The organism is Bradyrhizobium sp. SZCCHNR1053 (assembly GCF_032381235.1).
Taxonomy (GTDB): domain Bacteria; phylum Pseudomonadota; class Alphaproteobacteria; order Rhizobiales; family Xanthobacteraceae; genus Bradyrhizobium.
On record NZ_JAUHJM010000017.1, the window covers coordinates 50001 to 64271 of the forward strand.

The 14271-nt window shown below is 65.0% G+C and carries 15 protein-coding genes and 1 tRNA gene (1 of these 16 cut by a window edge); 6 read left to right on the plus strand and 10 right to left on the minus strand.

From position 1 onward, the window contains the following. Nucleotides 1–102, plus strand: the final stretch of a protein-coding gene (locus QX051_RS27700) for a hypothetical protein (RefSeq protein WP_315736253.1). Its footprint begins 492 nt before the window's first position; only the last 102 of its 594 coding nucleotides appear in the window; the start codon falls outside the window, past its left edge; its stop codon occupies nucleotides 100–102. 48 nt (nucleotides 103–150) lie between these two features. Here QX051_RS27700 and QX051_RS27705 read toward each other — a convergent pair whose 3' ends face one another. Together QX051_RS27705 and QX051_RS27710 are read right to left on the minus strand one after the other, a co-directional pair. Then, on the minus strand, nucleotides 151–1494 hold the full coding sequence (locus QX051_RS27705; RefSeq protein WP_315778309.1) for an NAD(P)H-dependent oxidoreductase: 1344 nt from the start codon (nucleotides 1492–1494) through the stop codon (nucleotides 151–153). A gap of 167 nt (nucleotides 1495–1661) precedes the next feature. Beyond that, nucleotides 1662–2462: a phytanoyl-CoA dioxygenase family protein gene (locus QX051_RS27710; protein ID WP_315778310.1), complete on the minus strand. Its 801-nt coding sequence runs from the start codon at nucleotides 2460–2462 to the stop codon at nucleotides 1662–1664. Between the two features lie 209 nt (nucleotides 2463–2671). Between QX051_RS27710 and QX051_RS27715 the strand changes: the two genes are divergently transcribed. Continuing rightward, nucleotides 2672–3214 carry a methylated-DNA--[protein]-cysteine S-methyltransferase gene (locus QX051_RS27715; RefSeq protein ID WP_315736256.1) on the plus strand — a complete coding sequence of 181 codons (543 nt, stop codon included), beginning with the start codon at nucleotides 2672–2674 and terminating at the stop codon, nucleotides 3212–3214. Nucleotides 3215–3317: 103 nt separating this feature from the next. Then, nucleotides 3318–3650 (plus strand): DHCW motif cupin fold protein, encoded by a 333-nt coding sequence (locus QX051_RS27720; protein WP_315778311.1) that lies wholly within the window; start codon nucleotides 3318–3320, stop codon nucleotides 3648–3650. A gap of 12 nt (nucleotides 3651–3662) precedes the next feature. Here the strand turns inward: QX051_RS27720 and QX051_RS27725 are convergent, their stop codons facing one another. From QX051_RS27725 to QX051_RS27740, 4 genes are all read right to left on the minus strand, one after another. Next, nucleotides 3663–4529: an MBL fold metallo-hydrolase gene (locus tag QX051_RS27725; RefSeq protein ID WP_315778312.1), complete on the minus strand. Its 867-nt coding sequence runs from the start codon at nucleotides 4527–4529 to the stop codon at nucleotides 3663–3665. Nucleotides 4530–4548: 19 nt separating this feature from the next. Further along, on the minus strand, nucleotides 4549–5163 hold the full coding sequence (locus QX051_RS27730; protein WP_315778313.1) for a glutathione S-transferase family protein: 615 nt from the start codon (nucleotides 5161–5163) through the stop codon (nucleotides 4549–4551). A 128-nt stretch (nucleotides 5164–5291) separates the two neighbouring features. Beyond that, complete coding sequence (locus tag QX051_RS27735) at nucleotides 5292–6134, minus strand: fumarylacetoacetate hydrolase family protein (RefSeq protein WP_315778314.1); 843 nt, start codon at nucleotides 6132–6134, stop codon at nucleotides 5292–5294. A gap of 77 nt (nucleotides 6135–6211) precedes the next feature. Then, complete coding sequence (locus QX051_RS27740) at nucleotides 6212–7075, minus strand: MBL fold metallo-hydrolase (RefSeq protein WP_315778315.1); 864 nt, start codon at nucleotides 7073–7075, stop codon at nucleotides 6212–6214. A gap of 116 nt (nucleotides 7076–7191) precedes the next feature. On the opposite strand from QX051_RS27740, the gene QX051_RS27745 reads away from it, so the two are divergent. Next, nucleotides 7192–7647, plus strand: a complete 456-nt coding sequence (locus QX051_RS27745) for a DUF3775 domain-containing protein (protein WP_315778316.1) — start codon at nucleotides 7192–7194, stop codon at nucleotides 7645–7647. Nucleotides 7648–7939: 292 nt separating this feature from the next. On the opposite strand, the gene QX051_RS27750 is transcribed toward QX051_RS27745, so the two are convergent. Both QX051_RS27750 and QX051_RS27755 read right to left on the minus strand, forming a co-directional pair. Further along, nucleotides 7940–8722 carry an SDR family oxidoreductase gene (locus QX051_RS27750; protein WP_315778317.1) on the minus strand — a complete coding sequence of 261 codons (783 nt, stop codon included), beginning with the start codon at nucleotides 8720–8722 and terminating at the stop codon, nucleotides 7940–7942. A 142-nt stretch (nucleotides 8723–8864) separates the two neighbouring features. Further along, nucleotides 8865–9380 carry a CvpA family protein gene (locus QX051_RS27755; RefSeq protein ID WP_315778318.1) on the minus strand — a complete coding sequence of 172 codons (516 nt, stop codon included), beginning with the start codon at nucleotides 9378–9380 and terminating at the stop codon, nucleotides 8865–8867. A 110-nt stretch (nucleotides 9381–9490) separates the two neighbouring features. On the opposite strand from QX051_RS27755, the gene QX051_RS27760 reads away from it, so the two are divergent. Further along, nucleotides 9491–10252, plus strand: coding sequence for an SDR family oxidoreductase (locus tag QX051_RS27760; RefSeq protein ID WP_315778319.1), 762 nt, complete (start codon nucleotides 9491–9493; stop codon nucleotides 10250–10252). A gap of 45 nt (nucleotides 10253–10297) precedes the next feature. Here the strand turns inward: QX051_RS27760 and QX051_RS27765 are convergent, their stop codons facing one another. Then, the gene (locus QX051_RS27765; protein ID WP_315778320.1) at nucleotides 10298–11899 is read right to left on the minus strand and encodes a GMC family oxidoreductase; all 1602 of its coding nucleotides are present in this window, start codon (nucleotides 11897–11899) and stop codon (nucleotides 10298–10300) included. Nucleotides 11900–12053: 154 nt separating this feature from the next. Next, nucleotides 12054–13487 (minus strand): coniferyl aldehyde dehydrogenase, encoded by a 1434-nt coding sequence (locus QX051_RS27770; RefSeq protein ID WP_315778321.1) that lies wholly within the window; start codon nucleotides 13485–13487, stop codon nucleotides 12054–12056. Between the two features lie 491 nt (nucleotides 13488–13978). Between QX051_RS27770 and QX051_RS27775 the strand changes: the two genes are divergently transcribed. Beyond that, nucleotides 13979–14055, plus strand: a tRNA-Met gene (locus QX051_RS27775). Nucleotides 14056–14271 lie beyond the last annotated feature (216 nt).

Sequence of the window (14271 nt, forward strand, 5' to 3'; positions counted from 1 at the left end):
CTGAAGGCGAAGCCACCGGAGGTCGAGAACAAGGGCAACATCGATCTCGTCGTCAAATATTACGACAAGCTCGCCGCTGCCTTCGGCGAGGATGACAACTGAGCCCAGACGTCACGTGATCTCAGAGCCCCGGCCGTCGGTCGGGGCTTTTTATTGACCGCGAGAGGGGTGAGGCTCGGGAGTGAATCCGCGCGCGAACGCCATTTCCATCCCTTTGCGGGTCGCGACGATATCGCTGTCCATGTTGTCCACGTCGACGTCGCCCCACCGCACGACTGCACCATGAGCAACGTCGTCTTTGAGCTTCACGCGATGCGCCAATCCGATCGGCAGCGCCCCAAGCTGGAGGCTTGTACGCGCCGGAATCACCTTACCCCAGACCGTGTAGCCGCCCTCACCATCGAGCATCTCGCCGGCGCGCAGGTCCTTCTTGGCGACGGCGACGACGTCGCCGCGGAAACCGAGCGGCTGTCCGGTCGGCTCGCGCCGCAGCGCCGCCGACAGCACCGAGACGTTCAGCTCCAACCCGATCAGGTGATAGGGCTTGTACATCGCCGCATAGCGGCCGCTGGCGTCCGTCTTCAGGCCGTATTGGCGGAAGCAGTCCGCTGCGTAGTCGTTCGGCGCCTCCAGCACGACATAGACGCCCCAGCGCAGATCGCGAAACACCGGCCGTCCGTCGCGTTCCAGCGATGACACCACTTCGACCATGCCCGATCGTTCCAGCACGCCGCCGCGGTCGCGCGGGCGCAGGATATGGGGCAGATCATCGACACCGCAAGGTGGAAACAGTAGTCCGTCCGTGGGCACGTCGAGCCCGGTCGCGTTGGCGATCGCGGCCATCTCGATGGCCGACTTGGTGCCGTCGAGGAAGGAATTGAACATCTGCGGATTCATGCCGGCAGACTGTGCTTCGCCCGCCGTCAGCCCGTAATGCTGCCAGACGCCGTCCGGCGTCACGTCGTGATAGGCCGGCAGATATTTCGTGCCCTTGCCGGCCGCGACCACGTGGAAGCCGGTCGCGCGTGCCCAGTCGACGAGCTCGGCTGTCAGCGCCGGCTGGTCGCCATAGGCCAGCGAATAGACCACGCCCGCCTTGCGCGCCTCTTCCGCAAGAAGCGGCCCGGCCAGCACGTCGGCCTCGACATTGACCATCACGATGTGCTTGCCAGCCTTGATCGCGGCGCGCGCATGGCGGATGCCGGCAGCAGGATTGCCAGTCGCTTCGACAACGACATCAACGCCGTCACCCGTCGCCTTCGAACCATCGGGGCTGAAATTCGTGCGCGCGATCAGCTCGGCGCTCCAGCCGACCGTCCGGCACGCGTCGCGGGCGCGCTCGGGATCGAGGTCGATGATGACGGGGGCCTCGAGGCCCGCGACATGCGGTACCTGCGCCAGAAACATCGAGCCGAATTTGCCGGCGCCGATCAGTGCCACGCGGACGGGCTTGCCGGAGGCATTGCGCGCTTGGAGGAGGGCGTGGAGGTTCATTGGAGAATTCCAGCGTTTCTTGGAGGCGCGGTAGGGCGGCTATCAGTTTCCCCGTCATGGCCGGGCTTGACCCGGCCATCCATCCCCAACGGGGGCCGTCGTCCTGATTGATGGATGGCCGGGTCAAGCCCGGGCATGACGACATTTTTCGTGGCGAGTGCTGTGCTCTACTCCGCCGCTTCGCGATGCGCCCGCGCCAGTTGTAGCAGCGCATCGTCCGGCACCGTCTCGATCGGCGTGAAGTCGCGATGCGCGATGTACTCCGGCCGCGTCGGGCTGCGGATATGGTTCGAGACGGCGTTGAGCGTGAGGTACACGATCTTGCGCGGATAGGGTGTGATGTTGCCGGCCGAGCCGTGCACAAGATTGCCGTGGAACATCAGCATGCCACCCGGCTTTCCGGTTGGCGCGACGATGCCGCCTTCCGCGACCAGCCGCGTCACCGTCGCCTCGTCCAAGGTCCACAATGGATAGGACGTCGTCGCGAGATCGTGCGACGCCTCGAGGTCGCCGGCATGCTGGCTGCGCGGCACCAGCATCAAGGGGCCGTTGATCGGCATGACCTCGTCGAGGAAGATCGCGATGTTCATCGCGCGCGGTTCCGGCATGCCGTCGTCGCGCTTCCAGGTGCCGTAGTCCTGGTGCCATTGCCAGACATCGCCGGTGAAGGCCGATTTGGCGTTGATCTTGAACTGATGCATGTAGACCTTCTCGCCGAAGATCTGCTCGATCGGCTCGATCATGCGCGGATGCGCCGCGAGCACGCGGAAGGCGTCGTTGTAGAGATGGGCGGCAAACGCCGTGCGCGGCGCGCCGCTCCTTTCGCGCCAGACCTCGGGCCTGTTGGCGGCGTAGATCGCCTCCGCCTCGTGGGCGAGGAACGCGGTCTCCTCCGGGCTGAACAGCTCGGGCAGGAACAGCCAGCCCTCGCGGTTGAAGAATGCAATCTGCTCCGGGGTCAGCTTCATGTCCTTCTCCCTCGCCTTGGCTTCCTCGGACGGGGCTCCCGCTCTTTGCACCGGGCTGCCTCTGCGTCGTGCTCCCATCCTCTCGGCCTGCCGATGGGCGTCACTGTGCTTCCGCTGTCGACATTGGCAGAATCCGGGTGGATCGCAACATTCTCCAAGCCTATTTTGACTGGCAGATGATACGGGGCAGATCGACGATGGAGCCCGCCATGTCTGACCACTTCTACGCACTTTTCGAGACCGCGATCGGCACTTGCGCGATCGCCTGGGGACCGCGCGGAATCAACGCGGTGCAACTGCCGATGGGCGGCGTCGCGCAGACCCGGACCCGGATGCAGCAGCGCCACCCGGGCATCGGCGAGGATGAGCCGCCGGCGCATGTGCAGCGCGTCATCACCCGCGTCAAGGCGCTACTGGCCGGAGAGCCGGATGATCTCACCGACGTGGCTCTCGATCTCGACGGCGTCAGCGCATTCCAGCGCGGCGTCTACGACATCGCGCGCCGGATCCCGCCGGGCCGGACCCTGACCTATGGCGACATCGCCAAACAGCTCGGCGGCGTCGAGTTGTCGCGCGAGGTCGGTCAGGCACTGGGCCGCAACCCGTGTCCCATCGTGGTGCCATGCCATCGCGTGCTCGCGGCCGGCAACAAGCCGGGCGGCTTCTCCGCCAATGGTGGCGTCGACACCAAGCTGAGGATGCTGGCGATCGAGGGCGCCGCGGTGAACCATACGCCCAGCCTGTTCGATTGACGGCAGAACGCTACTGGAAGGCGGGTTTGATCTCCGGCGCGGCTCGCTCTATGCGGTGGCGCGGTCTCGACCCCGCCAACCCATCTCCAACCAGAGCGCGCCGATGAAAATTCCGACCCTTCCCTTCACCGTGACCGACTGGTCGGCCGTTCCCGTGACCGAGCATCCGGGAGAGCAGGGCACGGCCTATTGGCGGACGCTGATGATCGGCGACATCCGGGTGCGGCAGGTCGAGTACACGCCGGGCTATCTCGCCGATCATTGGTGCGATCGCGGCCACATCCTTCTGGTGACGGAAGGCGAGCTCGAGAGCGAGCTCAAGGACGGCCGCAGGTTCACTCTGTCGGCGGGCATGAGCTATCAGGTCTCCGACTTCGGTGACGCTGCCCATCGGTCCTTTACGCCGAAAGGCGCCAAGCTGTTCATCGTCGACTGAGATCTGCGAGCATTACACGGTCTCGCAGACGAAGCCGTCGCCCTTGCGCCTGATGCGCCCGACCGAGGGCGAGGGAAAATGGGCCGTGCAGCACAGCGTCGCCGTGTCGCAATAGCGATCGAGAAAGGTGCGCCGCGTCGCTGCGGCCTGCGCCGGATCGACGTCGAATTTCGGTGACAGCTCGGGAAGCCCAAGCTGCAGCGGCGAGTGCATCAGGTCGCCGGAGAACACCGCGTCGTCCTTGCCCTTACCGACGGCGACCGCGACATGGCCGGGCGTGTGCCCCGGCGTCGGCAGCAGGCGGACGTGATCGCCGATCGCGAATCCATCCTTCACGATGTCGGCGCGCTTGGCCTCGACCACCGGCAGCACGCTGTCGGCGAATGGAGGCACCTCGGCCTTGGCGTTCTGCGCCACCCAGTAATCATATTCGCGCTGCGCGAAGACGTAGCGCGCATTCGGAAAGGTCGGCACCCAGCGGCCGTTGTCGAGCCGCGTGTTCCAGCCGACATGATCGGTGTGCAGATGGGTGCACATCACGACGTCGATGTCGTCGACCGACACGCCCGCAGTCGCAAGCGCCCGCATGTAGGTGTCGTCGGTCTTCATGTTCCAGACCGGCCGCGCGCGCGGCTTGTCGTTGCCGATGCAGCTGTCGATCAGGATGGTGTGGTGAGGCGTCCTCACCACGTAGGACTGAAAGCACAGGATCAGCGTGTCCTGCGCATCGAGGGCACCGGCCGCCTGCAGCGCGCTGCGTTCCGCTGCCAGCATCTCCGGCGTCAGCTCCGGAAACATCTCGCGCGCCGGCAGGAACGTGGTTTCCTGCTCGATGATGCGATGAATGGTCGTGTCTGCAACCGAGAATGTCAGCGTCACGTCAGCTCCTGTTCGGCGATCAAGCCGCCGGCGGCACCGAGACCTTCACCGATTCCCGCTCCAGCATCTTGTTGTGGAACGCGTCGAGCGTCGGAAACGCCTTGCGCCAGCCGCAATCCGCAAACCGAAAATCAGCATAGCCGAGCACGCAGATGAGTCCGATCGAGACGATGTCGAACGGGCGCGTCATCAAGTCGGGCTGCGCATTGAAGCGCGCCATGCCCATCCAGGCTCTGTTCCAGTGGTCGTCGGACCACGCCTGCCAGCGCAGGCCCTCCGGGCGCACCATCGCCTCGTAGCGGCACAACAGCATCGAATCGAGCATGCCCTGCAGCATCGAATGCTCGCTCTTCACCTTCCAGCGCGAGGGACCCGATGCCGGAATGAGCTTGTTGCCGCCGGCGAGCTCGTCGAGATACTCGACGATCACATAGGAATCCAGGATCACGTCGCCGTTGTCGAGGATCAGCACCGGCAGCTTCTTCAGCGGCGTGATCTTCGAATACTCCTCATTGGCCTGGCCCGGCGTCACCGCTGCGGCCATGAATTCGATCTTGTCGATCAGCCCGAGCTCGATGGCGGCGATGCGCACCTTGCGGGCGAACGGCGAGGCGGGCGAGAAGGTGAGTTTCATCGACGTATTCCTGTTGGCTCGCGACAGATGGTTCTCCGTCATTGCGAGGAGCGAAGCGACGAAGCAATCCAGAGTCGCGCGTGGCATCCTGGATTGCTTCGCTTCGCTCGCAATGACGGTGGATGGTGTTACGCCTCGATGATTTCCTGGCGCTGCTCGCCGAGGCGCTCGATGCCGAGCGTGACGACGTCGCCGACGTTGAGGAAGGTCGGCGGCTTCATGCCCATGCCGACACCCGGAGGCGTGCCCGTGGTGACGATGTCGCCGGGCAGCAGCGTCATGAACTGCGAGACGTAGGAGATGCACTTCGCCATCGAGAAGATCATCGTCGCGGTGGTGCCGGTCTGGCGGCGCTGGCCGTTGACGTCGAGCCACATCGACAGGTTCTGCACGTCTGGAATCTCGTCCTTGGTGACGAGCCACGGGCCGACCGGGCCGAACGTGTCGTGCGACTTGCCCTTGGTCCACTGGCCAAGCCGCTCGATCTGGAAGTTGCGCTCGGACACGTCGTTGCAGATCGTGTAGCCGGCGATGTGGTTCAGCGCCTCCGCCTCGGACACGTATTTGGCGCGGGTGCCGATGATGGCGGCGATCTCGACCTCCCAGTCGAGCTTGGTCGAGCCGCGCGGCTTCTCGACCTGATCATAGGGGCCGCACAGCGCGGTGTTGGCCTTGAGGAAGAAGATCGGCTCGGCCGGAATCGGGTTGCCGGTCTCCTTGGCATGGTCGGAGTAATTGAGACCGATCGCCACGAATTTCGAGATGCCGGTGACGGGGGCGCCGAGCCGCGGCTTGCCGGCGACGGCGGGCAGGGAGGCCGGATTGAGCGCGGCGAGCTTCTTCAGGGACTCCGGCGCATAGGCGGCGCCGTCGAGGTCCTCCACATGCGCTGACAGGTCGCGCAACTGGCCGGATGCGTCGATCAGGCCCGGCTTTTCCGCGCCCTTCTCGCCGTAGCGAACAAGCTTCATTGGTTTCTCTCCCTCAATTCGCTGGTATTCCAGAGCCCTGTCATGGAGCATGGCGGGAGGAAATTCAACCTCGCGGGCTATGCGTCGCCGCTGCCCTGTAATGCCTCGAAGCGGAAGGTGGCGCCGTCCCGCCGGATATGGCCGGCATGGAAATGGCCGCCGATCACCAGCGTCTCAGTGTCGGCAAAACGCGAGAACAGCGCCCGCCGGGTCGCGATCGCCTGCGCCGGATCGGAATCGACCGTCGAGCTCCAATCGAGATGCGCCATCTGGCAGGGATGATGGGCGACGTCCCCGGTGAGCAGGGCCTGCGCGCCATCCGAGCGGATGTGCAGGCTGACATGACCAGGGCTGTGGCCCGGCGTCGGGATCAGCGTGATCTCGTCGGTGATCACAGCCTCGCTTCCGACGAGCTCCGCACGTCCGGCCGCAACGATCGGCTGCACGGAATCGGCGAAGGTCGCGGTCTCGTCGGCGGCCTCGCTGTGATTGCGCCAATGCTCATATTCGCTGCGGCCGAAGACGTAGCGCGCATTGGCAAAGGTCGGGACCCAGCGGCCGTCGACCAGCCGCGTATTCCATCCGACATGGTCGACATGGAGGTGGGTGCAGATCACCATGTCGATGCTCTCAGGCGGGAGGCCAGCAGCGCTCATCGTCTCCAGGAACGGTGTCGCGCGGTTGTTCCACATTGGCACGCTGCGGCCCTGCTTGTCGTTGCCGAGCCCGGTGTCGACCACGATCCGCATCGTCGGTGTTTCCAGCACCAGGGTGTGGATCGACATCTTCAGCCGGCCTTCATCGGTCGCAAAATCGGGCGCGAGCCAGGACAGCTCGCGGATCGCCTCGGGCGTTGCCTGCGGCAGGATGAAGCGGGTGCCGCCGACAGTCTCCAGCTCGACGAATTTGGTGATCCTGACCCGGCCGATCGTCCAAGACATGCGCGCTTCCTCGTCGTATTCTTGATGCCGGTCACGATGCCGCGTGGCTTATTCCGGCGCAATGGATCAACTGCCCGGAACAAGCGTTGCTGCATTCCGTCCATGAGGAGAACGCCATGCCAGAGCTGACGATATCGCCCGAGAAGGTCGCCTTCCTGATCGAAAAGGCGCGCGAGTTCGACGTCAAGGAGCAGGCGACCGATGAGGAATCCGGCTCGAATGCCGTCGATGACGACATGGTCGACGTGCTCCAGGATAGCGGCGATGATCCTGTGGTGCGCGAGATCACCGGTTTCATCAACGCGATGACCGAGGACGAGCAGACCGATCTCGTCGCCTTGATGCGGCTCGGCCGCGGCGACGGCGATATCGACGAGTGGGACGATCTGCGCTGCGAGGCCGCTGGCCAGCGCGACCGCCACACCGCGCGCTATCTGCTGGGCGAGCCGATGCTGGGCGATCTGCTTGCGGAAGGTCTCGACGCCTTCGGCATCGACTGGACGGAAGGCCGCACCACGGCGGATTCGTCGAGCCCGAGCCAGCGCGACGAGGACGAGACCACGAAGCGGTAGGTCATTCGGAAAGGTAGAGTCGCTGTATTCATAGCGCGGATGGCAAACAGAACTCACAGCTTTATTAGTTGGATTCGAATTCCTATTACGCCGGCACTGCGCTCCCTCGCCCCCTTGCGGGGAGAGGGTTGGGTGAGGTGGACTCTCCACAGACATCCGCGTTCGCGGGAGAGCCCCCCTCACCCGGATTGCATCTTGCGACGCAATCCGACCTCTCCCCGCAAGCGGGCGAGGTGAAAGCCCGGGGTTGGCGTAGCAGGTTTCCGCGCCAGACCGCCCAAGGAAGTCTGTCTTACAGCGTGCCTGGGAAGGCGCCGCCGTCGAGTAGGATGTTCTGGCCGGTGATGTAGCCGGCCTTGGCGCCGCACAGGAAGGCGCAGGCGAGTCCAAATTCCTCGGGATCGCCGAAGCGACCTGCAGGGTTCGTCTTGGCGCGGTCGGCGAGGATCTGCTCCGGCGTGACACCGCGCTTCTCGGCTTCGCCCTTTGCCGTCGAGAGCAGGCGGTCGGTCTCGAACGGCCCCGGCAGCAGCGCGTTGATGGTGACATTGTTGATCACGGTCTTGCGCGACAGGCCAGCGACGAAGCCGGTGAGGCCGGCGCGGGCGCCGTTGGAGAGGCCGAGGATGTCGATCGGTGCCTTCACCGCGGCCGAGGTGATGTTGACGATGCGGCCGAATTTGCGCGCCATCATGCCGTCGACGGACGCCTTGATCAGCTCGATCGGCGTCAGCATGTTGGCGTCGAGCGCCTTGATCCAGTCGTCGCGGGTCCAGTTGCGAAAATCGCCGGGCGGCGGACCGCCGGCATTGTTGATCAGGATGTCCGGATCCGGGCAGGCCTTCAGCACGGCGGCGCGGCCCTCGGGCGTGGTGATGTCGCCCGCCACTTCCGTCACGGTGACGCCAGGATTGGCAGCGCGAATCTCGGCTGCGGTCTTTGCCAGCACTTCGGCGCCGCGTGCCGTGATCGTGACATGCACGCCCTCATTGGCGAGCGCGATGGCGCAGGCGCGGCCCAAACCCTTGCTGGAGGCGCAGACGATGGCGCGGCGGCCCTTGATCCCGAGATCCACGATTGATCACTCCGATATGTCAGTGAGGCTGGAAGGAAGATGCGCGCATTCTAGCCAACCGCATTGCCGCTGATAAGAGCAGCCGGCCTGTGCCGAATTGCATGGCTCGCCAGGGAGGGGAGAGGCGGCGTCGCCAGGTCGATCAGATGCGCCGTTCCTGCTTCAGCCGATCGATCAGGCTTGCGACCTCCGGAGGCAGCGAGCGGAAGCCGTTTGCGCCTGCGAGCGAGAGCACCGGACGCAGGCGTGAGCCCTCGAGGAAGCGCGGCTGACGCTCGGGTGGAACGATCCTGTCGAACACCAGAACCAGCGTGGTCGCGACCATGCCGGTGCGCACTGCGCCCAGCAGAGCGCCGCCGAGCCGGTCGCCGAAGCCGGCTTCGGAACCGATCGCCTCGTCGAGCAGGATGCGGCCGATCTTGCCCAGCGCCATGCCGATGACGACGAAGGCGGCGAAGAACTGCAGCCAGTTCTGTGCCAGCGGAGTCCCGTGCACGTCGCGCAGTTGCGGGCTCATCGCCGCGACAGCGCCCATCGCCAGCGGCATCGCGAGCAGGTAGGCCAGAATCGTGATGGCGCTGCGCAACAGCCCGGTCGAGAAGCCGCTGTAGACGGCAACCATCAGTGCTGCACAAGCGGCGAGGTCGAAAGCGTTCATGGTTGCTCCGCCGCGGTTGTAGGCCGGTCCGGTAAACGATTCCGGTTTGCGCTGTTTCAAATCGTCTGTATCAATGCGCTGCAACAAATGAGGAAACCGTGGGAGGGACCATGTCCGACCTGTTCGACGTCAGCCGCGAGGTGATCCTGATCACTGGCGCGAGCCAGGGACTCGGCCGGCAGTTCGCGCGGGTTCTATCGGCGCATGGCGCCGCCGTTGCGCTCGCGGCGCGCCAGACCGGCAAGCTCAAGGCGTTGGAGGAGGAGATCAGGGCGAGGGGTGGTCGCGCCGCCGCGGTCGAGATGGACGTGACGAGCACGACGTCGATCGCCAGGGGCATGGATGTCGCCGAAGCCGCGCTCGGGCCCGTCACGGTGCTGATCAACAACGCCGGCATCGCGGTGGAGAAGCTCGCGGTCGAGCAGAGCGAGGCGGATTGGGACGCCGTGATCGGCGCCAATCTGAAGGGCGCCTATTTCGCCGCAACCGAAGCGGCGCGGCGCATGACGGCGCGCAAGGCCGGCGGCAACATCATCAACATCGCCTCGGTGCTCGGCTTCAGCGTCGTCAAGTTCATCTCGCCTTATGCGATCTCCAAGGCCGGCGTGGTGCAGGCGACCAAGGCGCTAGCGCTGGAGTTTGCGGCGAGCGGCATCCGCGTCAACGCACTGGCGCCCGGCTATATCGACACCGACATCAATCACGACGTCTGGGAGACGCCTGCGGGCGAGAAGCTGATCAAGCGCATCCCGCAGCGGCGCGTCGGCCATGAGAGTGATCTTGACGGCGCAATCCTGCTGCTGGCGTCCAGCGCCTCGCGCTACATGACCGGCAGCGTTGTCACCGTGGACGGCGGCTTCCTACTGACGTGAGGCCCTGCTGATCCGCAGGTTGATATCCCTCGATGGCAAGCGGACTCAGCCTTTCAGCTCGCTCCTGATCATGTCGGCGGCCTTCTCGCCGATCATGATGGTCGGCGCATTGGTGTTGCCGCCGATCAGGGTCGGCATGATCGAGGCATCGACCACGCGCAGGCCGGAGAGACCGTGCACCTTCAACTTGGGATCGACGACGGCGAGTGGATCGTCGACGCCCATCCTGCAGGTGCCGACAGGATGGTAGACCGTATCGACGCGGGCGCGCAGGACGGCGCGAATGTCGTCGTCGGTCCTGACGTCCGACGTGAACAGGTCGCGCTTGCCGAGGCTGCGCATCGCCGGCGTCTGCATCAGCCGCTGCGTCGTCTTGTAGCCGGCCACCATGGTCTCGAGATCCTCGGCCTCGCCCAGGAAGTTGGGATCGATCAGCGGCGCGGCGAGCGGATCGGCATTCTTCAAGCCGACCATGCCGCGGCTCTTCGGCCGGAGCAGACAGAAATGGCAGGAGAAGCCATTGCCGTGGCGCTTGCGGCCGTGATCGTCGGTGACGGCCATGCCGAAATGCAGCTGGATGTCGGGGATGTCGAGATCGGGCCGCGTCTTCAGGAAGCCGCCGCATTCGGCGAAGTTCGAGGTCAGGACGCCGCGGCGCTCGCGGCGATATTGGCCGATGCCCGCCAGCAGCCGACGCAGGCCTTTCGGCGACAGGGAAGAGAAGTTGGGGTTGTCGGAGGTGTAGGCGAAGATGAAATCCGGATGATCCTGCAGGTTCTGTCCGACACCCGGCAGATGGTGGACGCTGGCGATGCCGAGCCGCGCCAGTGCAGTTGCGTCGCCGACGCCTGAAAGCATCAGCAATTGCGGGGTCTGGAACGCGCCGGAGGCGAGGATCACTTCGCGCCGGCAGCGGATCTCCTTGACCTCCTTGCCCTGGCGATACTTCACGCCGACCGCGCGCTTGCCCTCGAACAGGATCATCGAGGCATGCGCCGATGTCTCGACTCGCAGGTTGCTGCGGCTGCCGAGATGCGGCTGGATGTAGGCCCGTGCCGCGCTCCAGCGCTCGCCATTGGCTTGCGTGACTTGATAGAGCCCGAGCCCTTCCTGCGTCTCGGCATTGAAGTCGTCGCGGATCGGAAACTGCGCTTCGCGCGCGGCCTGGAGGAAAATCTCGTGCACAGGATTGTCGGTCCGCAGCCGGTTGACGGGCAGCGGTCCCGATCGGCCATGATACTCGCCGTCGAACTCGGCATTGTTCTCGGAGCGCTTGAAGTAGGGCAGCACGTCGTCATACGACCATCCGGTGTTGCCGAGGGAAGCCCAATGATCGTAGTCGGCGCGGTGGCCGCGGATGTAGACCATGGCGTTGATCGCCGAGGAGCCGCCGAGCCCGCGGCCGCGCGGCTGATAGCCGCTGCGCCCGTCGAGGCCCTTCTGCGGCACCGTGGTGAAGGACCAGTTGTTGACGGGCCCCGCGACCATCAGGAACAGCATGTAGGGCGTGGTCACGATCCAGTTGTCGTTGCGTCCCCCGGCGTCGAGCAGCGCCACGGATGTCGCCGGATCTTCCGACAAGCGGCCAGCAACCGTTGCGCCGCCGCTGCCGCCGCCCACGACGATGAAATCGACCTCGTCCGTCACGCATCTCTCCCTGATGTTGTCTTGCTTGTTGTTTGAATGTCATTCCAAGGGCGGCGCCGCGCACAGCTGGCGAAACCATTGGGTTAGGCTTGCACCCCATCATCTCGGGGGCCGGGTTCGCACTTTGCGCGCCCCGGAATGACGATTGGTGTGGCTAGGACAGGAATCGCAGCAGCTTTTCGATTCGGGCGATGCTGGCGCCGTAAGGAGGATAGAGGTCCTTCATGCGGTTGAAGGGCGAGCGGTAGAATACCGGCTTCAGCTTGCTGAAGCTGTTGAAGCCCCATTCGCCGTGATAGTGGCCGGTGCCGGAGGCGCCGACGCCGCCCATCGGCTGGTTCATCTGCGCAAAATGCAGCAGGCAGTCGTTGATGGTGACGCCGCCGGAGACGGTGCGCGCCAGCACCGTGTCGCGCGAAGCCGCGTCACTGCCGAACCAGTACAGCGCGAGCGGCCGGTCGTGGGCATTGATGTGGCGGATCACCTCGTCGGACTGGCGATAGGTCATGATGGGCAGCAGGGGACCGAAGATCTCCTCCTGCATGATCGCCATGTCCGGGGTTGCACCGACCACGACGGTCGGTGGAAATTTCCGCAGCTTCTTCCAGGCCGGATCTTCCGGACTGGTCGTGCTCAGCGTCTTGGCGCCGCGCGCGATCGCGTCGCGCAGCAATCCTTCCAGCCGGGCATAGTGCCGCTCGGAGATGATCGACGTGTAGTCGTCATTGGTCGGGTTGGTGCCGAACATCTGCAGCATCTGCCGGTGCAGCTTGCCCGCGAATGCGTCGCGTTGCGGCTCGGGCACGAACACGTAGTCCGGCGCGATGCAGGTCTGGCCGGCGTTGAGCAGCTTGGCATAGGCGATCCGCTCCGCGGCTTCGTCGATGTCGGCGGAGACGTCGACGATGGTCGGTGACTTGCCGCCGAGCTCGAGCGTCACCGGGGTCAGGTTGCGCCCGGCGGCCTCGGCGACGATGCGGCCGACGCGGGTCGAGCCGGTGAAGACCAGATGATCGAAAGGCAGCGCGGCAAAGGTCTCCGCGACGCCGTCGTCGATGCCGGTGACGATGAGCTGGGTCGGGTCGAAATTCGCCGCGATGAGCTCCTTGAGCAGCGCGGAGAAGTGCGGCGTTAGCTCGCTCGGCTTGATCATGACCCGGTTGCCGGCGGCGAGCGCGCCGATTGCCGGCGCCAGCGTCAGCTGCAACGGGTAATTCCACGGCGCGATGATGCCGACCACGCCGAGCGGCTGCGGAATCAGGCGGTTGCGCGCCGGCCAGAACTGCAGCGCGGTGGCGATGCGCCGCGGCGCCATCCAGCGCGGCAGCACCTTGAGCGTGTGCCTGATCTCGGCCTGCAGGAACAGCGTTTCGGCAATCGTGGTCTCGACGGCGCAGCGGTGGCCGAAATCGGCCGAGATCGCCTGCTCCAGGCGCTTCTCGTTGTCCGACAGCATCGCTCGCAGCCGCTTCAGGCCGTCGAGCCGCGCCGCGAGGGCGGGTGGAGGCGCATTGCGGGAGGCCTCGACCTGCGCCTGGAACGCGTCGTCGAGCGCCGAGAGGGCTGGGCTCTTCAGGGACTGGTCCATGGACGTCTCCTCGCGTGTACCGCGGCCGCGTGCAGGGCCGTCATTCTGGTTGGCCTAAAGCTGCCGCGTTGCGGAACCCTTGGCAAGCACGGCATCGGTTTGCGCCGCCTGGCGATAGCCTAGAGCCAAACCGTTTGGCGGGTGTGTGGTTCGTCGATCCCTGCCGCCGCCCCTCGAGGAACTTTGTCGTTGTTCCCAGCCTGGGCCGTGCGCCTCATGCTGGCGGGCAAACAGGCCGATCTCATAAGAGATTGGATTATCGATGTAATTCGAACAACGAGGCTCGTAGCGGGCGGTGTCACAATCCGGCAAAAAAACTTGCGGAAAGCCCTTTCCAAACCGGCCTCGCATTGGTACATACCGCCCGCACCCGATGGCCGACCCGGCCGGCGGGCTCAAGCCTTCTCAGGAAGCCTTTGGGATGGATCGGCAGCGCCTCAGGCGTCTGCCAGGACCGCCCGGCGCTTCTCTGAAGGTGACGCACAAGTTAACGCGGGGTGGAGCAGCCCGGTAGCTCGTCAGGCTCATAACCTGAAGGTCATAGGTTCAAATCCTATCCCCGCAACCATTGAGAACGAAACTCCCGTAGCCGACGAGGCTGCGGGAGTTTTGGTTTGTGCCGCGTCCTCCCTGTGAGCTGCTGTGCAGCTGAGGACAGTGCCGTCTCCCCATGAAGCGTGGCATCGGAGATGCGGGAATTATCACCAGGACGGCGCGCACACGACCATGTGAGCCGGCGGACAATTCTGCGAAGCTCGCGTTGAACTGAAGTATTGAAGCAACG

What these genes read in the sequence shown, in the direction of transcription:
- QX051_RS27705 (WP_315778309.1), bottom strand. Translation starts at nt 1,494, where the DNA reads ATGAACCTCCACGCCCTCCTCCAAGCGCGCAATGCCTCCGGCAAGCCC.
- QX051_RS27710 (WP_315778310.1), bottom strand. Translation starts at nt 2,462, where the DNA reads ATGAAGCTGACCCCGGAGCAGATTGCATTCTTCAACCGCGAGGGCTGG.
- QX051_RS27715 (WP_315736256.1), top strand. Translation starts at nt 2,672, where the DNA reads ATGTCTGACCACTTCTACGCACTTTTCGAGACCGCGATCGGCACTTGC.
- QX051_RS27720 (WP_315778311.1), top strand. Translation starts at nt 3,318, where the DNA reads ATGAAAATTCCGACCCTTCCCTTCACCGTGACCGACTGGTCGGCCGTT.
- QX051_RS27730 (WP_315778313.1), bottom strand. Translation starts at nt 5,163, where the DNA reads ATGAAACTCACCTTCTCGCCCGCCTCGCCGTTCGCCCGCAAGGTGCGC.
- QX051_RS27735 (WP_315778314.1), bottom strand. Translation starts at nt 6,134, where the DNA reads ATGAAGCTTGTTCGCTACGGCGAGAAGGGCGCGGAAAAGCCGGGCCTG.
- QX051_RS27740 (WP_315778315.1), bottom strand. Translation starts at nt 7,075, where the DNA reads ATGTCTTGGACGATCGGCCGGGTCAGGATCACCAAATTCGTCGAGCTG.
- QX051_RS27745 (WP_315778316.1), top strand. Translation starts at nt 7,192, where the DNA reads ATGCCAGAGCTGACGATATCGCCCGAGAAGGTCGCCTTCCTGATCGAA.
- QX051_RS27755 (WP_315778318.1), bottom strand. Translation starts at nt 9,380, where the DNA reads ATGAACGCTTTCGACCTCGCCGCTTGTGCAGCACTGATGGTTGCCGTC.
- QX051_RS27760 (WP_315778319.1), top strand. Translation starts at nt 9,491, where the DNA reads ATGTCCGACCTGTTCGACGTCAGCCGCGAGGTGATCCTGATCACTGGC.
- QX051_RS27770 (WP_315778321.1), bottom strand. Translation starts at nt 13,487, where the DNA reads ATGGACCAGTCCCTGAAGAGCCCAGCCCTCTCGGCGCTCGACGACGCG.